The organism is Pseudomonas sp. GW823-FHT04A03 (assembly GCF_058796615.1).
Map to the genome: position 1 here is coordinate 277,194 of NZ_JBXAIV010000006.1, position 22,367 is coordinate 299,560.

The 22,367-nt window shown below is 61.8% G+C and carries 20 protein-coding genes; 13 read left to right on the forward strand and 7 right to left on the reverse strand.

Annotation, left to right across the window (positions count from 1 at the left end):
• Nucleotides 1-3: 3 nt before the first annotated feature.
• From AC1Q9F_RS17875 to gloB, 4 genes are all read right to left on the reverse strand, one after another.
• The gene (locus AC1Q9F_RS17875; RefSeq protein ID WP_492620515.1) at nt 4-1,845 is read right to left on the reverse strand and encodes an extracellular solute-binding protein; all 1,842 of its coding nucleotides are present in this window, start codon (nt 1,843-1,845) and stop codon (nt 4-6) included.
• Nucleotides 1,842-3,674 carry an extracellular solute-binding protein gene (locus AC1Q9F_RS17880; RefSeq protein WP_492620516.1) on the reverse strand — a complete coding sequence of 611 codons (1,833 nt, stop codon included), beginning with the start codon at nt 3,672-3,674 and terminating at the stop codon, nt 1,842-1,844. Before AC1Q9F_RS17880 ends, AC1Q9F_RS17875 begins: the two co-directional genes overlap by 4 nt.
• Nucleotides 3,675-3,839: 165 nt before the next feature.
• On the reverse strand, nt 3,840-5,318 hold the full coding sequence (locus tag AC1Q9F_RS17885) for a transglycosylase SLT domain-containing protein (protein WP_492620517.1): 1,479 nt from the start codon (nt 5,316-5,318) through the stop codon (nt 3,840-3,842).
• Nucleotides 5,319-5,417: 99 nt separating this feature from the next.
• Nucleotides 5,418-6,185: a hydroxyacylglutathione hydrolase gene (gene gloB, locus AC1Q9F_RS17890; protein WP_207985807.1), complete on the reverse strand. Its 768-nt coding sequence runs from the start codon at nt 6,183-6,185 to the stop codon at nt 5,418-5,420.
• A 65-nt stretch (nt 6,186-6,250) separates the two neighbouring features.
• Here gloB and AC1Q9F_RS17895 point away from each other — a divergent pair, with 65 nt between their 5' ends.
• From AC1Q9F_RS17895 to AC1Q9F_RS17915, 5 genes are all read left to right on the forward strand, one after another.
• On the forward strand, nt 6,251-7,009 hold the full coding sequence (locus AC1Q9F_RS17895; protein ID WP_007956935.1) for a methyltransferase domain-containing protein: 759 nt from the start codon (nt 6,251-6,253) through the stop codon (nt 7,007-7,009).
• 92 nt (nt 7,010-7,101) lie between these two features.
• Nucleotides 7,102-7,563 carry a ribonuclease HI gene (gene rnhA / locus AC1Q9F_RS17900; RefSeq protein ID WP_003224162.1) on the forward strand — a complete coding sequence of 154 codons (462 nt, stop codon included), beginning with the start codon at nt 7,102-7,104 and terminating at the stop codon, nt 7,561-7,563.
• Between the two features lie 83 nt (nt 7,564-7,646).
• Nucleotides 7,647-8,405: a DNA polymerase III subunit epsilon gene (dnaQ, locus tag AC1Q9F_RS17905; RefSeq protein WP_115077416.1), complete on the forward strand. Its 759-nt coding sequence runs from the start codon at nt 7,647-7,649 to the stop codon at nt 8,403-8,405.
• A 155-nt stretch (nt 8,406-8,560) separates the two neighbouring features.
• Nucleotides 8,561-10,816 carry an Orn/Lys/Arg family decarboxylase gene (locus AC1Q9F_RS17910; protein ID WP_492620518.1) on the forward strand — a complete coding sequence of 752 codons (2,256 nt, stop codon included), beginning with the start codon at nt 8,561-8,563 and terminating at the stop codon, nt 10,814-10,816.
• Between the two features lie 14 nt (nt 10,817-10,830).
• Entirely contained in the window at nt 10,831-11,445 is a 615-nt protein-coding gene (locus AC1Q9F_RS17915; RefSeq protein WP_074687860.1) for a GNAT family N-acetyltransferase, read from the forward strand.
• Here the strand turns inward: AC1Q9F_RS17915 and AC1Q9F_RS17920 are convergent.
• Together AC1Q9F_RS17920 and AC1Q9F_RS17925 are read right to left on the reverse strand one after the other, a co-directional pair.
• Entirely contained in the window at nt 11,411-12,304 is an 894-nt protein-coding gene (locus AC1Q9F_RS17920) for a LysR family transcriptional regulator (protein ID WP_492620519.1), read from the reverse strand. The two genes, AC1Q9F_RS17915 and AC1Q9F_RS17920, sit on opposite strands and share 35 nt — an antisense overlap.
• A gap of 85 nt (nt 12,305-12,389) precedes the next feature.
• Nucleotides 12,390-12,626: a hypothetical protein gene (locus AC1Q9F_RS17925; RefSeq protein ID WP_007956926.1), complete on the reverse strand. Its 237-nt coding sequence runs from the start codon at nt 12,624-12,626 to the stop codon at nt 12,390-12,392.
• 185 nt (nt 12,627-12,811) lie between these two features.
• Between AC1Q9F_RS17925 and AC1Q9F_RS17930 the strand changes: the two genes are divergently transcribed.
• Nucleotides 12,812-13,369: an NADPH-dependent FMN reductase gene (locus tag AC1Q9F_RS17930; protein ID WP_007956924.1), complete on the forward strand. Its 558-nt coding sequence runs from the start codon at nt 12,812-12,814 to the stop codon at nt 13,367-13,369.
• A gap of 102 nt (nt 13,370-13,471) precedes the next feature.
• Nucleotides 13,472-14,755, forward strand: a complete 1,284-nt coding sequence (locus AC1Q9F_RS17935) for an arsenic transporter (protein WP_492620520.1) — start codon at nt 13,472-13,474, stop codon at nt 14,753-14,755.
• Here AC1Q9F_RS17935 and AC1Q9F_RS17940 read toward each other — a convergent pair.
• Nucleotides 14,752-15,702 carry a DUF1853 family protein gene (locus AC1Q9F_RS17940; RefSeq protein ID WP_085608954.1) on the reverse strand — a complete coding sequence of 317 codons (951 nt, stop codon included), beginning with the start codon at nt 15,700-15,702 and terminating at the stop codon, nt 14,752-14,754. The genes AC1Q9F_RS17935 and AC1Q9F_RS17940 overlap by 4 nt on opposite strands.
• A 115-nt stretch (nt 15,703-15,817) precedes the next feature.
• Between AC1Q9F_RS17940 and AC1Q9F_RS17945 the strand changes: the two genes are divergently transcribed.
• From AC1Q9F_RS17945 to pepN, 6 genes are read left to right on the forward strand one after another with little or no spacing between them, the layout of a single operon-like run.
• Nucleotides 15,818-16,708 carry an NAD(+) kinase gene (locus tag AC1Q9F_RS17945; RefSeq protein WP_007956919.1) on the forward strand — a complete coding sequence of 297 codons (891 nt, stop codon included), beginning with the start codon at nt 15,818-15,820 and terminating at the stop codon, nt 16,706-16,708.
• Entirely contained in the window at nt 16,705-17,679 is a 975-nt protein-coding gene (locus tag AC1Q9F_RS17950) for a metallophosphoesterase (RefSeq protein WP_169432621.1), read from the forward strand. Before AC1Q9F_RS17945 ends, AC1Q9F_RS17950 begins: the two co-directional genes overlap by 4 nt.
• On the forward strand, nt 17,676-18,545 hold the full coding sequence (locus tag AC1Q9F_RS17955) for a rhomboid family intramembrane serine protease (RefSeq protein WP_207985812.1): 870 nt from the start codon (nt 17,676-17,678) through the stop codon (nt 18,543-18,545). Before AC1Q9F_RS17950 ends, AC1Q9F_RS17955 begins: the two co-directional genes overlap by 4 nt.
• A gap of 30 nt (nt 18,546-18,575) precedes the next feature.
• Nucleotides 18,576-18,836: a YeaC family protein gene (locus tag AC1Q9F_RS17960; protein ID WP_007956913.1), complete on the forward strand. Its 261-nt coding sequence runs from the start codon at nt 18,576-18,578 to the stop codon at nt 18,834-18,836.
• The gene (locus tag AC1Q9F_RS17965) at nt 18,833-19,663 is read left to right on the forward strand and encodes a DUF2797 domain-containing protein (protein ID WP_492620521.1); all 831 of its coding nucleotides are present in this window, start codon (nt 18,833-18,835) and stop codon (nt 19,661-19,663) included. Before AC1Q9F_RS17960 ends, AC1Q9F_RS17965 begins: the two co-directional genes overlap by 4 nt.
• Before the next feature lie 10 nt (nt 19,664-19,673).
• Nucleotides 19,674-22,331 (forward strand): aminopeptidase N, encoded by a 2,658-nt coding sequence (gene pepN, locus AC1Q9F_RS17970; protein WP_492620522.1) that lies wholly within the window; start codon nt 19,674-19,676, stop codon nt 22,329-22,331.
• Nucleotides 22,332-22,367: the final 36 nt, after the last annotated feature.

Below are 22,367 nucleotides of genomic sequence, written 5' to 3' on the forward strand. Positions count from 1 at the left end.
TGATTACTCCGTGCCCGCAGGGTCGGCTTGCAGTTGGGTTTCGACTTCTACCGCCGGCTTCGCATCGGGTTTGACCCACCAGGTGTTAACGCCGATGTCGTATTTGGGGGAGACTTTCGGGTGGCCGATGTGGTTCCAGTACGCCACGCGCCAGGTCTTGATGTGCCAGTTCGGGACCACGTAGTAACCCCATTGCAGCACACGGTCGAGGGCGCGGGCGTGGGCCACCAGGCTTTTGCGCGAATCGGCGTTGATCAGGTTCTCCACCAGGTGATCGACCACCGGGTCTTTGAGCCCGATCGAATTTCGGCTGCTGGACTTGTCGGCGGCGGCGCTCATCCAGAATTCGCGCTGCTCGTTGCCCGGCGAGTTGGACTGCGGGAAGCTGCCGACCATCATGTCGAAGTCCCGCGAACGCACGCGATTGACGTATTGCGAGACGTCGACGCGGCGAATCACCAGATCGATGCCGAGGTCGCTGAGATTGCGTTTGAACGGCAACAACACGCGTTCGAATTCGGTCTGCGCCAGCAGGAATTCGATGACCACCGGTTTGCCGGTCGCGTCGACCATTTTGTCGTCGACGATCTTCCAGCCAGCCTCTTGCAGCAACTGATACGCCTCGCGCTGTTGCGTACGGATCATGCCGCTGGCGTCGGTTTTCGGATTTTCGAAGGCTTCGCTGAACACCTGCGCCGGCAGCTGGCTGCGGAACGGATCGAGGATCGCCACCTGCTCTGCATCAGGCAGGCCGGTGGCGGCCATTTCGGAGTTTTCGAAGTAACTGCGGGTGCGCGCATAAGCGCCGTTGAACAATTGCTTGTTGGTCCATTCGAAGTCGAACAACAAGCCGAGAGCCTGTCGTACCCGCACGTCCTGAAACACCGGGCGGCGCAGATTGAAGACGAAGCCCTGCATGCCGGTCGGGTTGCTGTTGGCAATCTGTTCCTTGATCAGCCGCCCTTCGGTCACTGCCGGCACGTTGTAGGCGTTGGCCCAGTTTTTCGCGGCCATTTCCAGCCAGTAATCGAACTGTCCGGCTTTCAACGCTTCCAACGCGACGGTGTTGTCGCGGTAGTAGTCGGTGGTCATCACGTCGAAGTTGTAGAAGCCGCGATTGGCCGGCAAGTCCTTGCCCCAGTAATCCTTGACCCGCTCATAACGCACCGAGCGTCCGGCCTTCACTTCGGTGACCTTGTACGGGCCGCTGCCCAGCGGGATTTCCAGGTTGCCCTTGTTGAAATCACGCTCGGCCCACCAGTGTTTCGGCAGCACCGGCAATTGGCCGAGGATCAGCGGCAGTTCACGGTTGTTGGTGTGCTTGAACTTGAACAGCACCTTGAGCGGGTCTTCGGCGATCACTTCCTCGACGTCGGCGTAGTATCCGCGATACATCGGCGAGCCTTCCTTGGTCAGCGTCTGAAAGCTGAACACCACATCGTCGGCGCGTACCGGGTGGCCGTCGTGAAATTTCGCTTCGGGCCGCAGGTAGAAGCGTACCCAGCTGTTGTCCGGGGCTTTTTCAATCTTGCTGGCGATCAGGCCGTATTCGGTGAACGGTTCGTCCAGACCCTGTTTGGCCAGGGTGTCGTAGATCAGGCCGATATCGTCCGCCGGCACGCCTTTGCTGATGAACGGGTTGAGGCTGTCGAAACCGCCAAAGCCGGCCTGGCGGAAGATCCCGCCCTTGGGCGCGTCGGGGTTCACGTAGTCGAAGTGCTTGAAGTCGGCGGGGTATTTCGGCGGCTCGTTGTACAGGGTCACGGCGTGTTGCGGGGCGGCAAAGGCCAGCCCGGCGAACAGCAGACCGCTGGCCTGCACGAGCAGGGCGCGGATAGGCTTCATCGATCTTTCTCCGAAGATTTCAGCCACCACGCGCTCAGGCCCAGGGTGTAGGGCGGCGTGGTGACGAAGGCGAACCGGTTGCGGTACGCCAGACGGTGATAATTGAGGTACCAGTTGGGAATGCTGTAGTGCTGCCAGAGCAGCACGCGGTCCAGCGCCTTGCCGGCGGCGACCTGTTCATCGCGGGTGCGGGCGGCGAGCAGTTGCTCGAGCAGGTGGTCGACCACCGGGTTGGCGATGCCCGCGTAATTCTTGCTGCCCTTGACCCCGACCTGGCTGGAGTGGAAGTACTGCCACTGTTCCAGCCCCGGGCTGAGAGTCTGGTTGAGGGTCATCAGGATCATGTCGAAATCGAACTGATCCAGACGCTGTTTGTACTGGGCACGATCCACCGTGCGCAGGCGCGCGTCGATGCCGATGCTGTTGAGGTTTTCAATGTACGGCTGGAGGATCCGCTCCAGGTTCGGATTGACCAGCAACAGCTCGAAACGCAGCGGCTGGCCAGCGGCGTTCTGCAGGCGCTGGCCGTTGAGCTTCCAGCCGGCCTCGGCCAGCAGTGCCAGGGCCTTGCGCATGGTTTCCCGCGGGATGCCGCGGCCGTCGGTCTGCGGCAGCGTGAACGGCTCGGTGAACAGGCGCGCCGGCAGTTGATCCTTGTACGGCTTGAGCATCAGCCATTCATGACCGACCGGCAGGCCGACGGCGCTGAATTCGCTGTTGGGGTAATAACTGGTGGTGCGTTTGTAGGCGTCGCTGAACAGCGCGCGATTGGTCCATTCGAAGTCGAACATCAGGCCCAAGGCTTCGCGCACCTTGATATCGGCAAAGGCCGGGCGCCGGGTGTTCATGAACAGGCCCTGACTCTGGGTCGGGATCTGGTGCGGGATCTGCGCCTTGATCACGTCGCCGCGACGGATCGCCGGGAAGTTGTAACCGTTGGCCCAGTTCTTCGCCTGATGCTCGATATAGATGTCGAACTCGCCGGCCTTGAAGGCTTCGAAGGCCACATCGCTGTCGCGGTAGAACTCGACTTCCATGCGGTCGACGTTGTACTTGCCGCGATTGACCGGCAGGTCCTTGCCCCAGTAGTCCTTGACCCGCTCGAAAATCAACTGCCGCCCCGGCGTGACCGACGTGATGCGGTACGGCCCGCTGCCCAGCGGCGGCTCAAAGGTGGTGGCCTTGAAGTCGCGACCCTTCCAGTAATGCTGGGGCAGCACCGGCAGTTCGCCGAGGCGCAGGATCAGCAGTGGATTGCCGCTGCGCTTGAGCACAAAACGGATGCGCTGCGGATTGAGGATATCGACGCGGAGCACTTCTTGAAGGGCGGTGCGATACAGCGGATGACCTTCCTTGAGCAGCAGGCGATAGGAGAACGCCACGTCGTACGCGGTGATCGGCGTGCCGTCGTGGAAGCGCGCTTGCGGGCGCAGATTGAACACCACCCAGCTGCGATCTTCGCTGTACTCCACCGATTGGGCGATGAGGCCATAACTGGAGGCGGGTTCGTCTCCGGACGGCGCGTATTGCCCGGTCCCGACCATCAGCGGCTCGTTCAGCTCGTTGATGCCGTACTGCAGGAAATTAGGGGTGGTAACTGGGCTGGTGCCCTTGAAGGTATAGGGGTTGAGCGTATCGAAGGTGCCAAACGCCATCACCCGCAAGGTGCCGCCCTTGGGCGCTTGCGGGTTGACCCAGTCGAAGTGGGTAAATCTGGCCGGGTACTTGAGCGTGCCGAACTGCGCATAACCGTGGCTTTCGGTGATCGCCGCGCTGACGGGGGAGCTCAAGGCCAGGCTGATCAGGAGCAGGAGGAGGGGACGCTTCAAGTCAGATCCGATCCAGGCGGCTTGGGCTTTGTGGGCCGTACAGTAACAGCTTGTATGGACAGGAAAAAGACAGGGGCTTAATGCGCGGTTAATTGTGGGCGTTGCCTGATCCGAAGGTAAAAAATGACAGGCGAAAAAAAGCCCCTGAAATTCAGGGGCTCTTTGTCAGTGCGGCTGGTAGACCGTGAGCATCTGCCCAGGCTTGAGCGCCTTGCCGGCGCCCGGATTCCAGCGCTTGAGATGTTGCATCTCGACGTTGAAGCGCTTGGCGACCACGTACAGCGTGTCGCCGCGTTTGACCTTGTACTGGGTCTGCTGCTTGCTGTCGTCTTTGTCTTTGGCCTTGCTGCTGGTCTTGCTGTTGGCAGCGACAACCGTATTGATGCGTCCGCCACTCTTGCGGGTAGGCGTGGGCCGGGTGGTGTCGCGCATGACCAGGGTCTGGCCGACCTTGAGGTTCTTGCCGGTCAGCTTGTTCCAGCGCTGCAGGTCCTTGACCTCGACCTTGTTGGCCTTGGCGATGGAACCGAGGTTGTCGCCACGCTTGACCCGATAGGCGCGCTTGGCCTGGGCAATCTCGCTGGGATCGGCACCTTCGAACACCGGTTTCAGCGAGCGCGGGCTGATCAGCTCTTCAGGACGCATGGTCTGCAGGCTGGCGGTCAGCAGTTGCGCCTTCGAGGTCGGCACCAGCAGGTGCTGCGGGCCGTCGATGGTGGTGCGCTGCTTGAACGCCGGGTTGAGCTGGAACAGCTCGTCTTCGTCGATGTTGGCCACCGCCGCGACCTTGGACAGGTCCATGCGCTGGTTGATTTCGACGACCTGGAAATACGGTTCGTTGGCGATCGGGTTGAGGTTCACGCCATAGGCTTCAGGCGTCAGTACCACCTGCGAGAGCGCCAGCAGTTTCGGCACGTAAGCCTGGGTTTCCGCCGGCAGCGGCAGGTTCCAGTAGTCGGTCGGCAGGCCGAGCTTTTCATTACGCTCGATGGCGCGGCTGACAGTGCCTTCGCCGGCGTTGTACGCGGCCAGGGCCAGCAGCCAGTCACCGTTGAACATGTCGTGCAGGCGGGTCAGGTAGTCCATCGCTGCCGTGGTCGAGGCAGTAATGTCACGACGACCATCGTAGAAACGGGTCTGGCGCAGGTTGAAGTAGCGGCCGGTGGAAGGGATGAACTGCCAGAGGCCCACCGCATCGGCCCGGGAATAGGCCATCGGGTTGTAGGCGCTTTCGATGACTGGCAGCAGGGCCAGTTCCAGCGGCATGTTGCGTTCTTCGAGGCGCTCGACGATGTAATGAATGTAGAGGCTGCCGCGTTCGCCGGCGTTCTCGAGGAAAGAAGGGTTACTGGCGAACCAAAGGCGCTGTTGCTCGATGCGCGGGTTCACGCCCAGACCTTCCTGCAGCTGGAAACCGCCGCGCATGCGCTCCCAGATGTCCTGAGGCACCTGCGGGCTGGGCTTTTCCGACAACCAGATAGGTTTCTGCTTGGCTCGCGCAGCAATGTTCGGCGTATGTGTCGCTTCAGTCTGCGGAGCATGGCTGGAACAGCCCGCCAGTGTGGCGGACACAGCCACCGCGATGGCTTGCGCCAGGCGGGTCAGTGCATCTGAATTGACGGACTTACGTATGGATGACGACATTGGCTGGAAGTAAGTTCCGGGCAAAAATGTCGGGCGATTCTAGAAAGCGCACCCCCTGCGGTCAACCATTCAGAATTTTTGTACCAAGCAGTGAGCTACTTAGAACGTATCTTTCCATGCCCGCAGAGCCGCAAAAACCTCACTCGGCGCCCGGTTTTGAGGGCCGTTCCGTTCGTCCACTTTTTGTGTAACTAATATTTCACCGGTGCGCAAAAAGGGGTTTGTGAGCTTTTCCAGCGCCAAGGTCGAGGGCAGGGTCATCACGCCGCTGGCACGTTGCTGGCTGACTTTTTCCAGACGGGCGGCGATGTCCCGGTTGCCCGGCTCCACGGCAGCGGCAAATTTCAGGTTACTCAGGGTGTATTCGTGGGTGCAGTAGACCAGCGTGTCTTCCGGCAGCGCCGCCAGCCGGCTCAACGAATGGTGCATCTGTTGCGGTGTGCCTTCGAACAGGCGGCCGCAGCCGGCAGCAAACAGCGTGTCACCACAGAACAGCAGGCCGTGATGGTAGTAGGCGATGTGTCCCAGGGTGTGGCCGGGCACGGCATAGACGTCGAAGTCCCAGCCGAGCACGCGCACAGTGTCGTTGTCCTTGAGGGCCACGTCCCGCCCCGGAATGCTTTCGCTGGCCGGTCCGTAGACCGTGGCACCGGTGGCCTTTTTCAGCGTCTCGACGCCGCCGACATGGTCGTGGTGATGGTGAGTGATGAGGATGTCGCCGAGCACCCAGCCCGGATGCGCGTCGAGCCACGCCTGCACGGGGGCGGCATCCCCCGGATCGACCACTGCGCAACGCTGGGTGGCATGATCCTGTAACAACCAGATGTAGTTGTCGGTGAAGGCGGGCAGGGCACTGATCTGTATCATCGTCGAATTCGCCAAGCGGGTAACATTGGCGCATCTTAGAGGTTCCTGGCGTGTTGGAGAATGCAATGATCGATAAAGCGTTCGCTCAGGCCGATCCTGACTGGCTCGCGCTGATCGGTGCAGCCCGTGAATGGCTGTCCGGCCCCCTCGGGCAATTTCTGCTGGATGAAGAACGGCGCATGCTCGAAGACGAGCTGGGGCGGTTCTTTGGCGGCTATCTGGTGCATTACGGCCCGTCCGCCGAAACACCGCCGTCGGCGCCGCAGGTGCAGCGCAATGTACGGCTGGGCGCGCCGTTGCCGGGCGTGGAGATCGTCTGCGAAGAACAGGCCTGGCCGTTGAGCGAGCACGCCGCCGATGTGGTGGTGTTGCAGCATGGCCTGGATTTCTGCCTGTCGCCCCATGGCTTGCTGCGCGAAGCGGCCAGCAGCGTGCGCCCCGGCGGGCATCTGCTGATCGTCGGCATCAACCCCTGGAGCACCTGGGGGCTGCGCCATGTATTCGCCCATGACGCGTTGCGTCAGGCGCGCTGCATCTCGCCGTCACGGGTAGCGGACTGGCTCAACCTGCTGGGCTTCGCGCTGGAGAAACGCCGCTTCGGGTGCTATCGTCCGCCGCTCGCGTCACCCAAGTGGCAGGCCCGTCTGGCCGGCTGGGAACGCAAGGCCGGCGACTGGCAACTGTCGGGTGGCGGCTTCTATCTGCTGGTCGCGCGCAAGATCGTGGTTGGCCTGCGTCCGGTGCGTCAGGAACGCCGCGAGCCGATGGGCAAGCTGATTCCGTTGCCGATGGCCAAGGTCAACCGCCGGCGCATCGAACCGTAAACCTTCTTTTATTTATGGCCGGGATAATCCCCGGCCTCGGCCATTGTCGATCCGTGATCGGCGAGGCCACGCATTTTTCTGGATAGACTGGCATGAGCGAAAGCGTCGATAGCGTAGAACTGTTCACTGACGGCGCCTGCAAGGGCAACCCCGGCCCGGGCGGCTGGGGCGCCTTGCTGGTGTGCAAGGGCGTCGAAAAGGAACTGTGGGGCGGCGAAGCCAATACCACCAACAACCGCATGGAGCTGCTCGGCGCGATTCGCGGCCTGGAAGCCCTCAAGCGTCCGTGCGAAGTGCTCCTGGTGACCGACTCGCAATACGTGATGAAAGGCATCAACGAGTGGATGGCCAACTGGAAAAAGCGCGGCTGGAAAACCGCCGCCAAGGAGCCAGTCAAAAACGCCGACCTGTGGAAAGAGCTCGACGAGCAGGTCAACCGCCACAAGGTCACCTGGAAATGGGTCCGCGGCCACATCGGCCACCACGGCAACGAACGCGCCGACCAGTTGGCCAACCGTGGGGTGGATGAGGTTCGCGGTTACAAGCAGAGCTGAATCCTTCCCACTGAAACACTCCCGGCGAGCGTGTTAACATCGCCGCTTTTGCACGATTGACCCCCGTTGAGAGCTGAACACTGATGGCCACCAGATCCGTTGTACTCGATACCGAAACCACCGGCATGCCGGTGACCGACGGCCACCGGATTATCGAAATCGGTTGTGTCGAGCTGATCGGTCGACGCCTGACGGGTCGGCACTTTCACGTTTATCTGCAACCGGATCGCGAGAGTGACGAGGGCGCGATCGGCGTTCACGGCATCACCAACGAATTTCTGGTCGGCAAGCCGCGTTTCGCCGAAGTGGCCGACGAGTTCTTCGAGTTCATCAACGGCGCGCAGTTGATCATCCATAACGCGGCGTTCGACGTTGGCTTCATCAACAACGAATTCGCCCTGATGGGTCAGCAGGATCGCGCGGACATCACGCAGCACTGCACGATCCTCGACACCCTGATGATGGCGCGGGAACGTCACCCGGGTCAGCGCAACAGCCTCGATGCCTTGTGCAAACGCTACGGCGTCGACAACTCCGGCCGTGAACTGCACGGCGCCTTGCTCGACTCGGAGATTCTCGCCGACGTCTACCTGACCATGACCGGCGGCCAGACCAGCCTGTCGCTGGCCGGCAACGCCTCCGACGGCAATGGCACGGGCGAGGGCGCGGACAACTCCGCCACCGAAATCCGTCGTCTGCCGGCAGATCGTCAGCCGGGGCGAATCATTCGCGCCACCGAAGCCGAACTGGCCGAACATCAGGTGCGTCTGGAAATCATCGCCAAGTCGGCCGGCGCCCCGGCGCTGTGGACTCAGTTGCTGGAAGCCGAAGCCCAGGCGTAATACAAACAAGGATCGTCCGGACACCCCAGCCGTGTCCGGACGATCCTTTGTTTTTGGCAGTACTGACAACTGGCCACCCTCGCCACATTCGCTCTGACCCTCTACCCTGAGGACATTGGCAGATCACTCTCCGCCGCCTCAGGACACTGAGCCCCATGTACAAAGATCTGAAGTTCCCGGTATTGATCGTCCATCGCGACATCAAGGCCGACACGGTTGCCGGTGACCGCATCCGCGGAATCGCCCGAGAGCTGGAGCTGGAAGGTTTCAGTATCGTTTCGGCCACGGACTACACCGAAGGCCGGCTGGTGGCGTCGACCCACCATGGTCTGGCGTGCATGCTGATCGCCGCCGAAGACGCCAGCACCAACTCCCATCTGTTGCAGAACATGGCCGAACTGATCGGTCTGGCCCGGGTGCGGGCGCCGGATCTGCCGATCTTTGCCCTCGGCGAGCAGGTCACCCTGGAAAATGCCCCGGCCGATGCCATGGCCGAGCTCAACCAGTTGCGCGGCATTCTCTACCTGTTCGAAGACACCGTGCCGTTTCTCGCCCGGCAAGTGGCGCGGGCGGCGCGCAAATACCTGGACGGCCTGTTGCCGCCATTCTTCAAGGCGCTGGTGCAGCACACCGCCGATTCCAACTATTCCTGGCACACCCCCGGTCATGGCGGTGGCGTGGCGTATCACAAAAGTCCGGTGGGGCAGGCGTTTCACCAGTTCTTCGGGGAAAACACCCTGCGCTCGGATTTGTCGGTCTCAGTGCCGGAGCTGGGTTCCTTGCTCGACCACACCGGGCCGCTCGCCGAGGCAGAAGCGCGAGCCGCGCGCAATTTCGGCGCCGATCACACCTTTTTCGTGATCAATGGCACCTCGACCGCCAACAAGATCGTCTGGCACTCGATGGTTGGCCGCGATGACCTGGTGCTGGTGGATCGCAACTGCCACAAGTCGGTATTGCACGCGATCATCATGACCGGCGCGATTCCACTGTACCTGTGCCCGGAGCGCAATGAGCTGGGTATCATCGGCCCGATTCCGCTCAGTGAATTCAGTCGCGAATCGATCCAGGCCAAGATCGACGCCAGCCCGTTGACCAAGGGCCGCGAGCCGAAAGTCAAACTGGCGGTGATCACCAACTCGACCTACGACGGCCTCTGCTACAACGCCGAGCTGATCAAGCAGAGCTTGGGCAACAGCGTCGAAGTCCTGCATTTCGACGAGGCCTGGTACGCCTATGCGGCGTTTCACGAATTCTTTGCCGGCCGTTACGGCATGGCCACCTCGCGCAGCGAGGACAGTCCGCTGGTGTTCACCACCCATTCCACCCACAAACTGCTGGCGGCATTCAGTCAGGCTTCGATGATTCATGTGCAGGACGGCGGCGCGCGGCAGCTGGATCGCGACCGGTTCAACGAAGCGTTCATGATGCACATCTCGACGTCGCCTCAGTACAGCATCATCGCCTCGCTGGACGTGGCGTCGGCCATGATGGAAGGCCCGGCCGGCCGCTCGCTGTTGCAGGAAACCTTCGACGAAGCCCTGAGTTTTCGCCGGGCCCTGGCCAATCTGCGCCAGCACATTGCCGCCGACGACTGGTGGTTCTCGATCTGGCAGCCACCGGGTGTCGAGGGCATCGACCGGGTGCAGACCGAGGACTGGCTGCTGAAGCCTGATGCGGACTGGCACGGTTTCGGCGAGGTCAGCGACGACTACGTGCTGCTCGACCCGATCAAGGTCACCCTGGTCATGCCGGGGCTGACCGCTGGCGGCGCCTTAAGCGACAAGGGCATCCCGGCGGCAGTCGTCAGCCGTTTCCTCTGGGAGCGCGGGCTGGTGGTGGAGAAAACCGGCCTGTATTCATTTCTGGTGCTGTTCTCCATGGGCATCACCAAAGGCAAGTGGAGCACGCTGCTGACCGAGCTGCTGGAGTTCAAGCGCAGTTACGACGCCAACGTCAGTCTCGATACCTGCCTCAAGTGTGTCGCCCAGGAAGATCCTGTCCGGTATCGCGGCATGGGCCTGCGCGATCTCTGCGATCAACTCCACGCCTGCTATCGCAGCAACGCCACCGCCAAGCACCTCAAGCGCATGTACACCGTGCTGCCGGAAATCGCCATGAAACCGGCCCATGCATACGATCAACTGGTGCGCGGCGAGGTCGAGGCAGTACCGATCGACGAGCTGGAAGGCCGAGTGGCGGCGGTGATGCTGGTGCCGTACCCGCCGGGCATTCCGCTGATCATGCCTGGCGAACGTTTTACCGAATCCACGCGCTCGATAATCGAATACCTCAGGTTTGCCCGCACGTTCGACGCAACGTTTCCGGGGTTCGTGGTCGATGTGCACGGTCTGCAACACGAAGATGAGGGCAATGGGCGGCACTACACCGTCGATTGCGTCAAGGAATGAGGGCTTTTCCGAGTATGCAACCGGTCATGAATCCGAAATACCCAGGGCTTTCGGTGCGGGTCGCCGACGAGGGTTTTGCCGAATATATCTGGGGCAGCGATTTCAGTTTCGAGGTGGCCGCCTACGGCGCGGCCGAAATCGGCAAGCCCGTGGCGCAGTGGGCCGTGACGCCCATCGTGCCGTATCGCAAGTGCTACGGCATCGATCCGGAGGAGTTCAGCAGTTTTCGCGATGCCGCCGACAGTGCGATCTTCATGGCGTATCTGGAGGACGAGCCGGTCGGTCATCTGGTGATCAGCACCAACTGGAACGGCTTCGCCCATATCGATGAACTGGCGGTGCACGCCCCGGCGCGGCGCCATGGTGTGGCCAAGGCCTTGCTCGATGTGGCGCAGTTCTGGAGCCGCAAGAAAAAGCTGCCGGGAATCATGCTGGAAACCCAGAACAACAACCTCGGCGCCTGTCGTCTGTATGAGCGTTGCGGGTATGTGATCGGCGGCATCGACCACCTGCGTTATCGCGGCATCGATCCGAACACCGCCGAAGTGGCGTTGTTCTGGTATCGATTGTTCGATAACCCGCTGGAGCATCCGATCAGTTCGCCAGCATCGCCTCGGCTTGTTCCGTGACGAGCCCGAGCAGCGTCTGAATCGCCGCTGACGGCGTGACGTGTTTGAAGGTCAGGGCATAGAGGCTGATCGGCACCGCGGGCGATAGCGGGCAGACGTCGAGACCGCCCGCCCGTGCACCGAGGGCGGTGAACGGGTCGACGATCGCCAGGCCTTCGCCGGCCTCGACCATGCTGCGCATCATCTGGTGGGTCTGCACCCGGGTCTGGATGGTCGGCGCCGGGCGCAGGGCCTGAAGCTTGTTTTCCAGGGCCGGACTCAGCGGGTCCTGGCCTTCGAGGCCGACCATCGCCTGGCCGGCCAGATCCTGCAGGGAAATGTATTTCTGCTTCGGCTGCAGCCAGCCGTGCGGCGCAAGCAATTGCAACTTGCCTTGGGCCAGTGGCTGACAATCAATGTCGGGATGTTGCGGGTCGTGCAGGCTCAGGCCCAGATCGCTGTCGCGCAGCAGCAGGTGGCGGACGATATCGCGGGTCGGTTCGCTGAGCAGGGTGCAGGGCACGTCGGGCAAGCGACGGCGCAGGGCGGCGAGACTTTGCGGCAGCAGTTGCTGAGCCAGCGGCGGGGTGCCGATGATCCGCAGGGGCGGGGCGAGGTATTGCTTGAGGCTGCTGGCCAGCCGTTGCACCGGCTCCAGCGCTTCATAGATGTGGCCGATCTCGACTTGCAGCGCCCGGGCCTCCGGGGTCGGCTGAAGTCGTCCGCGTACACTGGCGAACAGCATGAAACCGAGCTGACTCTCGGCTTCGCGCAAACGCTCCTCGACCTCGGGCGCCGCTAGTTGCAGCCATTCGGCGGCGGTGCCCACGTGACCGGTCTGCAAAAGCGCCTGAATCACTTCGATATGACGTAAACGCATGCGTGAAGTCCATGTCCGGCCGTTGGGGTCAGTGGCTGAATCCTACCCCAACTCGGCGCGGATGACTTCTGCTCATAACGATCGGTTATGAAGCGACCGATGGCTCGGGTTCGCGGATCAGGGTGATGCCCGACTGAACCAGCAAAAACTCGTTGTCGTCGATCTTGTTGACGCGGTCGCCAATCGCCAGTTTGTAGGTGGTAACGGGCTCCGTGCCGGTGAAACCGTCTGCCGACGGGTTGGATTCCTGGAACTCATGCACGGAATAAACGCGGCCTTCCGCATCTCTTGCATGGAACTGACCGACGAGTACTGCTGCCATCTGCTTAGAACCTCTGGAGATAAAACGCTTGATTTGCGGCTTGGTAGACCGTCATCGAGCTTGGTAAGTTTTCCTGCAGGAAAAAAATATTCCAGACGCGGGAAATAACCTTCGGCGTCTGGTGGAATCGTCGTCGAATCATCTATAACTACTGGCTCCTCCCACGGACAGTCGAGAGTCTTCCAATGAGCAATGTCTATAACGTCGCAGTAGTGGTCGGCAGCCTGCGCAAAGCGTCCATCAACCGCAAGGTCGCCCTGGCGCTGGCGGAACTGGCACCGGCCAATCTCAAGCTGAACATTGTCGAAATTGGCGATCTGCCACTCTACAACGAAGACATCGACGGCGATTCACCGCCGGCAGCCTACAGCACTTTCCGGCAAAAAGTGGGTTCATCCGACGCTCTGCTGTTTGTCACCCCGGAGTACAACCGCTCGGTGCCGGCGCCTTTGAAGAACGCGATCGACGTCGGTTCGCGGCCGTATGGCAAGAGTGTCTGGAGCGGCAAACCGGGGGCGGTGATCAGCGTTTCACCGGGTGCCATCGGCGGTTTTGGCGCCAACCAGCATCTGCGTCAGTCCTTTGTTTTCCTCAACGTGCCGTGCATGCAGCAGCCGGAAGCCTACCTGGGCGGCGCGGGCACGGCGTTCGACGAGGCGGGCAAGCTGAACGAGTCGGTGAAGCCGTTCCTGCAAAGTTTCATCAATGCCTTTGGTGAGTGGGTGGCGCAGCACAAGAAGTGATCTGGCAATATTTCTGACACGATAACGAACCTGTGGGGGCTGGCTTCCACAGGTTTTTTTGTGTGGTCTGATTCTTTCCCCTTTTATTGAAGGCTGTCGCGAATGCTCGCTGCGTCACTGATTTTCCTGCTGACCATTACCCTGGTGATCTGGCAACCCAAAGGCCTCGGGGTCGGCTGGAGTGCAACGTTCGGCGCCATCATCGCGCTGATTTTCGGTGTGGTGCACCTGAGCGACATCCCGCTGGTGTGGCAGATCATCTGGAACGCCACCGGCACGTTCGTGGCGCTGATCATCATCAGTCTGCTGCTCGATGAAGCCGGTTTTTTCGCCTGGGCCGCCTTGCACGTAGCGCGCTGGGGGCGGGGTAGCGGGCGCAAGCTGTTTGCCTTCATGGTGCTGCTGGGCGCGCTGGTGTCGGCGCTGTTTGCCAATGACGGCGCGGCGCTGATCCTCACGCCGATCGTGATTTCCATGCTGCTGGCCCTGCGCTTTTCCCCGGCGGCGACTCTGGCGTTCGTCATGGGCGCGGGCTTCATTGCCGACACCGCGAGCCTGCCGCTGGTGGTGTCGAACCTGGTGAACATCGTCTCGGCCGACTTTTTCCACATCGGTTTCAACCGCTATGCGGCGGTGATGGTGCCGGTCAACTTCGTCAGCGTCGCGGCCACGCTGGGCATGTTGCTGTGGTTCTTCCGCCGTGACATTCCCAAGAGTTACGACCCGGAACAGCTCGAGCACCCGGAAACCGCCATTCACGACAAGGCCACGTTCTATGCCGGTTGGGTGGTGTTGCTGATTCTGTTGATCGGCTGTTTCGCGCTGGAACCGCTGGGGATTCCGATCAGCGCGATCTCGGCGGTGTGCGCGGCGCTGTTGCTGGCGATTGCCGCGCGCGGGCACAAGATCTCCACGCGCAAGGTGATGAAAGAGGCGCCTTGGCAGATTGTGATTTTCTCGCTGGGCATGTACCTGGTGGTCTACGGTCTGCGCAATGCCGGGCTCACCGACTATCTGGCCGGATGGCTCGATGTGTTCGCCGGTCACGGTGTGTGGGGCGCGGCGATGGGCACCGGGGTGCTGACGGCGTTGTTGTCGTCGATCATGAACAACCTGCCGACGGTGCTGGTCGGGTTGCTGTCGATCGATGCGAGCCAGGCCACGGGTGTGGTGAAAGAAGCGATGATCTACGCCAACGTGATCGGCAGCGACCTGGGACCGAAAATCACCCCGATCGGCAGTCTCGCGACCTTGCTCTGGCTGCATGTGCTGGAGCGCAAGAACATCCGGATCGGTTGGGGGTATTACTTCAAGGTCGGGATCGTGCTGACTGTGCCGGTGTTGCTGGTGACGCTGGCCGCACTGGCGGTGCGGCTGTCGGTTTAATTCTGCCCCGGCACGTTCGGCCACAGATCCGACACCAGAAACAGCCGCTCGGCTTCTTCCCATTCGCCCCGGGCATTCTCGGTCAGGCGCACCATCAGTTGCGCCGGGGCCAGCGGTTCGAGTTCATCGAGCCAGGCCTGCAAATGCCCATTGCTCCAGGTCTGGTCCGCCGGGTAATGCGCCGGCGCCAGCCAGGCGTGGCGGGGCAGGGGTTGCCAGCGTCCGTCCGGGCGTTGAGCGACAAACGCCGGCCAGTCTTTCTGATGCAGCCAGCTGCCGCGCAAATGCTGCGGGTGGGCGCCGCTGGGCGGCACGGACTGGCCGGGCCATGGATACAACAAGTACCCGCCAAGCCAAAGTTGCGCACTGAACGACCCGACATCCAGCGCCGCCAGCACTTCGCGGCTTTCCGGGCGCGCGGAGATCGGCAGCTGATGTTCGCTCAAGTGCGCCAGTTTGCGATCCAGTCGATCATGACAGCCCGGCCCCAGCCATGACGCCGGATCATGCCCGTCGCCGTTCTGCGGGCCGAGGTAGAGCTTGATCGCCAGTTCCAGATGATGCACGCCGTCGCGGTCGCGCAGCAGCATGTCCAGCTCGCCGAGGGTGTGGCCTTCGCGACGAATCGGCAGGTTGGCGGCGATCAGTTCGATGCCCGGCGCGTGTTCCACCGCAAATTGCCACAACCGCTCGTAATACAGGCCCAGGCGCCGGGTGCGGGCCTGGGACAGCCAGTGCAGCAGGCCGTAACTGTCGCGGTCGAGCTGGCGCAGCCAGTGTTCCAGACGCTCGGGGTCGCTGACCCAGTCGCTGCCCGCCAGCGGATGGCGCTGCGGCCACGGGGTAGCGGCGAGCATCGGCGGGGCGAGGATCACCCACGCCAGATCACGCACCTCGGGGTGGCGTAACTGGTGGGGCAACTGCAGCAAATCAGGAAATAGGATCATCTTGCGAGCATAGCCTCAAACACCGGTGCATCCTCGGGGCTGAAAGGATTTTGTCTATCCGGCGCTTTCGCCCATAATCGTGCTTTTCGCCGTCTCAGTCCCCCGCAGGAGTCCCATGGAGCAATTTCGTAATATCGGCATCATCGGTCGCCTGGGCAGCTCCCAGGTGCTGGATACCGTCCGCCGACTGAAACGCTTCCTGCTCGATCGTCACCTGCATGTGATTCTCGAAGACACCATCGCCGAAGTCCTGCCGGGCCATGGCCTGCAAACCTCGTCGCGCAAGATGCTCGGCGAAGTCTGCGACATGGTCATCGTGGTCGGCGGTGACGGCAGCCTGCTCGGCGCGGCGCGGGCGCTGGCCAAGCACAATATTCCGGTGCTCGGGATCAACCGTGGCAGCCTCGGCTTTCTCACCGACATCCGCCCCGACGAGCTGGAAATCAAGGTCGCCGAAGTGCTCGATGGCCACTATCTGGTGGAAAACCGCTTCCTGCTGCAAGCCGAAGTCCGTCGCCATGCCGAGGCCATCGGCCAGGGCGACGCGCTGAACGACGTGGTGCTGCACCCGGGCAAATCGACGCGGATGATCGAATTCGAGCTGTACATCGACGGCCAGTTCGTCTGCAGCCAGAAGGCCGACGGCCTGATTGTGTCGACCCCCACCGGTTCCACCGCGTACGCACTGTCCGCCGGCGGCCCGATCATGCATCCCAAGCTTGACGCTATTGTGATTGTGCCGATGTACCCCCATACCTTGTCGGGCAGACCGATCGTGGTCGATGGCAACAGTGAACTGAAAATCGTCGTGTCCAAAGATATGCAGATCTACCCGCAGGTCTCCTGCGACGGGCAGAACCACTTCACCTGCGCGCCGGGCGACACCATCACCGTCAGCAAGAAAGCGCAGAAGCTGCGGCTGATCCATCCGCTCGACCACAACTACTACGAGGTCTGCCGCACCAAACTCGGCTGGGGCAGCAAGCTGGGTGGTGGAGGCGACTGATGCTCGATCCCGCGCGCAGTTATGACCTGATTGGTGACGTGCACGGATGCGCCCTGACCCTGGAACACCTGCTGGACCGTCTCGGTTACCACAAGCAGGGCGGGGTCTGGCGGCATCCATCGCGCATGGCCGTGTTCGTCGGCGACATCATCGACCGTGGCCCGCGGATTCGCGAGGCGCTGCACATCGTCCACGACATGGTCGAGGCCGGCCAGGCGTTGTGCATCATGGGCAACCACGAGTTCAACGCGCTCGGCTGGAGCACCCCCGCGCCTCCGGGCAGCGGCAAGCAGTTCGTCCGTGAACACACCCCGCGCCATGCCCGTCTGCTGCATGAAACCCTGACCCAGTTCGAAGATCATCCGGGCGACTGGCACGACTTCCAGCAGTGGTTCTACCAACTGCCGCTGTTCGTCGACGCCGGACGTTTCCGCGTGGTGCATGCCTGCTGGGATGCCGGCCTGATCGAGCCGCTGCGCGCGTTGTTCCCCGATGGCTGCATCGACGAGCACTTCCTCCAGGCCTCGGCCGTGCCGGGCAGCTTCGCCTGCACCGTGTTCGATCGCCTGCTGCGCGGCACCGACATGCGTCTGCCGGATGGCCTGACCATGACCAGCGGCGATGGCCTGGTGCGTTCGTTCTTCCGCACCAAATTCTGGGAAGACGATCCGCAAACCTATGGCGACATCGTGTTCCAGCCCGACGCACTGCCCGAACCAGTGGCGCAAAAGCCGCTGACCTCCAGCGAAAAGAATTCCTTGCTGCGCTACGGCGTCGATGAGCCATTGCTGTTCGTCGGCCACTACTGGCGAAGCGGCAAACCGGCGCCGATCCGGCCGAACCTCGCGTGTCTGGATTACAGCGCGGTGCTGTACGGCAAACTGGTGGCCTATCGTCTGGATCAGGAAACCCGCCTCGATCCGCATAAATTTGTCTGGGTCGACGTCGAGCGGCCGGAGGTGCTGCGATGAGTGCCATAGCCGTCTTGCGTGTGCCGTTGGCGGCGGACCTGAGTGGGTTCGTCAAACTGCTGCAACGCATGCAAGTGCCCCATCGCGTCAGTGAAGAGGCGGGCGAGCAGGTGTTGTGGGTGCCCTCGGAAATCAGCGACGACGTACGTTCGCTGTACGAGCGTTTCCCGGCGGGCGACCCGGATCAGCAACTGGAAATTCCGGTGGCGCCGACGTTCAAGCGCCCGAGCTTTGCCGAGCAACTGAAACATGCCAAAGCCACCGGGTTCATTCTGCTGCTGAGCCTGATCGTCGGCGGGTTGACCTTTCTCGGCGACAACCTCGACACGATGCGCTGGCTGACCTTCCTCGATTTTCGCGTGGTCGGCGACTACATCCACTTCACACCGCTGGCCGACAGCCTGGCGGCGGGGCAGTGGTGGCGCCTGTTCACGCCGATGCTGATTCACTTCGGCATCCTGCACCTGGCCATGAACGGCATGTGGTACTGGGAGCTGGGGCGGCGCATCGAGTCGCGCCAGGGCAGCGTCAACCTGATCGGCCTGACGCTGCTGTTCGGCCTCGTTTCCAACTATGCGCAGTTCGCGTGGGGCGGCCCGGGCCTTTTCGGCGGCCTGTCCGGCGTACTTTACGGATTGCTCGGTCACTGCTGGATCTTCCAGCTGCTGGCGCCGAACCCGGCCTATCGCCTGCCGCGCGGCGTGCTGGTGATGATGCTGGTGTGGTTGCTGGTGTGCATGTCCGGGCTGATCTCGATGATCGGTTTCGGCGAAATCGCCAACGCCGCCCACGTCGGCGGGTTACTCATCGGATGCTTCACCGGTTTGTTGGGCGGTTTGTACAACCGCCGTAAACTGGCCGCCTGAATTTTTTGAATAAAGAGCACGGAGACCCTGATGTCCTCTTTTAACGATTTGATCAAGAACATCACCCCGGATATCTACCAGAGCCTGAAACTGGCCGTGGAGATCGGTAAGTGGTCGGACGGTGGCAAGCTCACCGCCGAACAGCGTGAACTGTCGTTGCAGGCGATGATCGCCTGGGAAATGCAGAACCTGCCCGAAGAAGAGCGCACCGGTTACATGGGCCCGCAGGAATGTGCGTCGAAGTCGATCGAAGTGCCGAACATCCTGTTCAAGTCGGACGCCATCCATTGATCGAGATCGGCCGCGGTGCAATCAGTAAAATGTCGGCGCGCCTGGACGGGCCGAACGTGCAGTACGCGTTTCGTCTGGATGACGTCGAGGTGCCGGTCAACCCGTTGATCGGCAGCACGGTGCGTCTGGAATACCTGGGGGCGATTCACTGCACCCATTGCGGGCGCAAGACCAAGACCAGTTTCAGTCAGGGTTACTGCTACCCGTGCATGACCAAACTGGCCCAGTGCGACATCTGCATCATGAGCCCCGAGCGCTGCCACTTCGAGGCCGGCACCTGCCGTGAGCCTGCGTGGGGCGAGAAGTTCTGCATGACCGACCACGTCGTCTACCTGGCCAATTCGTCAGGGATCAAGGTCGGCATCACTCGCGCCACCCAGTTGCCGACCCGCTGGCTCGATCAGGGCGCCAGTCAGGCGTTGCCGATCATGCGCGTGGCCACGCGGCAGCAGTCGGGGTTCGTCGAAGACCTGTTCCGCAGCCAGGTGGCGGACAAGACCAATTGGCGCGCCTTGCTCAAGGGCGATGCGGCGGCGGTGGATCTGGCGCAGGTGCGTGATCAGTTGTTCGCCAGCTGCGCCGAGGGCCTGCAAGGCTTGCAGGAGCGTTTCGGTCTGCAGGCGATTCAGCCGGTGACCGACGTCGAGCCGCTGGAAATCCGTTACCCGGTCGAGCAGTACCCGGCCAAGATCGTCAGCTTCAACCTGGACAAGAACCCGATTGCCGAAGGCACGCTGCTGGGGATCAAGGGCCAGTACCTGATCTTCGACACCGGCGTGATCAACATTCGCAAGTACACGGCCTATCAGCTCGCCGTGCATCAATAAGGACTTCAGCATGCGCACCGAACAACCGAAGATGATTTACCTGAAGGACTATCAGGCGCCCGAGTACCTGATCGATGAAACACACCTGACCTTCGAGTTGTTCGAGGACCACAGTCTGGTCCACGCGCAACTGGTGATGCGCCGCAACCCCGCCCGTGGCCCGGGCCTGCCGCCGCTGGTGCTTGATGGCCAGCAGCTGGAATTGCTTTCGGTGACCCTGGCAGACCAGGAACTGAGCGCTGACGACTACCAGCTCACTGAAAACCACCTGACCCTGCAACCGGCCAGCGAAACCTTCACGGTCGACACCAGCGTCAAGATCCACCCGGAAACCAACACTGCACTGGAAGGCCTGTACAAGTCCGGCACGATGTTCTGCACCCAGTGCGAGGCCGAAGGCTTCCGCAAGATCACCTATTACCTCGACCGCCCGGACGTGATGAGCAAGTTCACCACCACCGTGGTCGCCGAGCAGCACAGCTATCCGGTGCTTTTGTCCAACGGCAACCCGATCGCCAGCGGCCCCGGCGAAGACGGCCGGCACTGGGCGACCTGGGAAGACCCGTTCATGAAACCGGCGTACCTGTTCGCGCTGGTGGCCGGTGACTTGTGGTGCGTTGAAGACAGCTTCACCACCATGACCAATCGCAACGTGGCGCTGCGCATTTATGTCGAGCCGGAAAACATCGACAAGTGCCAGCACGCCATGAACAGCCTGAAGAAGTCGATGCGCTGGGACGAAGAGGTCTACGGTCGCGAGTACGATCTGGACATCTTCATGATCGTCGCCGTGAACGACTTCAACATGGGCGCGATGGAGAACAAGGGCCTCAACATCTTCAACTCCAGCGCCGTGCTGGCCCGCGCCGAAACCGCCACCGACGCCGCACACCAGCGGGTCGAGGCGATCGTCGCTCACGAATACTTCCACAACTGGTCGGGCAACCGCGTGACCTGCCGCGACTGGTTCCAGCTGTCGCTCAAAGAAGGCTTCACCGTCTTCCGCGATTCCGGCTTCTCCGCCGACATGAACTCGGCCACGGTCAAGCGCATTCAAGACGTGGCGTACCTGCGTACCCACCAGTTCGCCGAAGATGCCGGCCCGATGGCCCACGCCGTGCGCCCGGACAGCTTCATCGAGATTTCCAACTTCTACACCCTGACCGTGTACGAAAAGGGCTCGGAAGTGGTCGGCATGATCCACACCCTGCTGGGCGCCGAAGGCTTCCGCAAGGGCAGCGACCTGTACTTTGAACGTCATGACGGCCAGGCCGTGACCTGCGATGACTTCATCAAGGCCATGGAAGATGCCAACGGCGTCGACCTGACCCAGTTCAAGCGCTGGTACAGCCAGGCCGGCACACCGCGTCTGGCGGTGAGCGAGTCTTACGACGCCGCTGCGAAAACCTACAGCCTGACCTTCCGCCAGAGCTGCCCGGAAACCCCGGACAAGGTTGAAAAGCTGCCGTTCGTGATCCCGGTCGAACTGGGCCTGCTCGACAGTCAGGGCAACGAGATTGCCCTGCGTCTGGCCGGCGAAGCCTCGGCCCAAGGCACTAGCCGAGTGATCTCGGTGACCGAAGCCGAACAGACCTTCACCTTCGTCGATATCGCCGAACAGCCGCTGCCGTCCTTGCTGCGTGGCTTCTCGGCGCCGGTGAAACTGAGCTTCCCGTACAACCGCGATCAGTTGATGTTCCTGATGCAGCACGACAGCGACGGTTTCAACCGCTGGGATGCCGGCCAGCAATTGTCGGTGCAGGTGCTGCAAGAGTTGATTGGCCAGCAGCAGAAGGGCGAAAACCTGGTGCTCGACCCTCGTCTGGTTTCCGCGCTGCGCACTGTGCTGTCGGACGAGTCGCTGGATCAGGCAATGGTCGCGGAAATGCTCTCGCTGCCAAGCGAAGCCTATCTGACCGAAATCAGCGAAATCGCCGACGTGGACGCGATCCACACCGCCCGGGAATTCGCCCGTCAGCAACTGGCGGACAATCTGTTCGAGGCGCTGTGGCTGCGTTATCAGGCCAACCGCGACCTGTCGAAGCAAACCCCGTACGTGGCCGAGGCCGAGCACTTCGCCCGTCGCGCGTTGCAGAACATCGCGCTGTCGTACCTGATGCTCAGCGGCAAGCCGGAAGTGCTGGCGGCAACGCTGGAACAGTTCGACAGCTGCGACAACATGACCGAGCGCCTGACCGCGCTGGCCGTGCTGGTCAACTCGCCGTTCGACGAGCAGAAAGCGACCGCGCTGGCCAGTTTCGCCGAACACTTCAAGGACAATCCGCTGGTCATGGATCAGTGGTTCAGCGTGCAGGCCGGCAGTACCTTGCCGGGCGGTCTGGAACGTGTGAAAGCGCTGATGCAGCACCCGGCGTTCAACATCAAGAACCCGAACAAGGTGCGCGCGCTGGTCGGTGCGTTCGCCGGGCAGAACCTGATCAACTTCCATGCGGCGGATGGTTCGGGTTATCGCTTCCTGGCGGATCTGGTGATCGAGCTGAACGGCTTCAACCCGCAGATCGCGTCGCGCCAACTGGCGCCGCTGACTCGCTGGCGCAAGTATGACGGCGCTCGTCAGGCGCTGATGAAGGCGGAGCTGGAACGGATTCTCGCGTCCGGTCAGCTGTCCAGTGATGTGTATGAAGTGGTCAGCAAAAGCCTTGCCTGACGCTGTTTCAGGGCAATAAAAAAACGCCGCTCAATG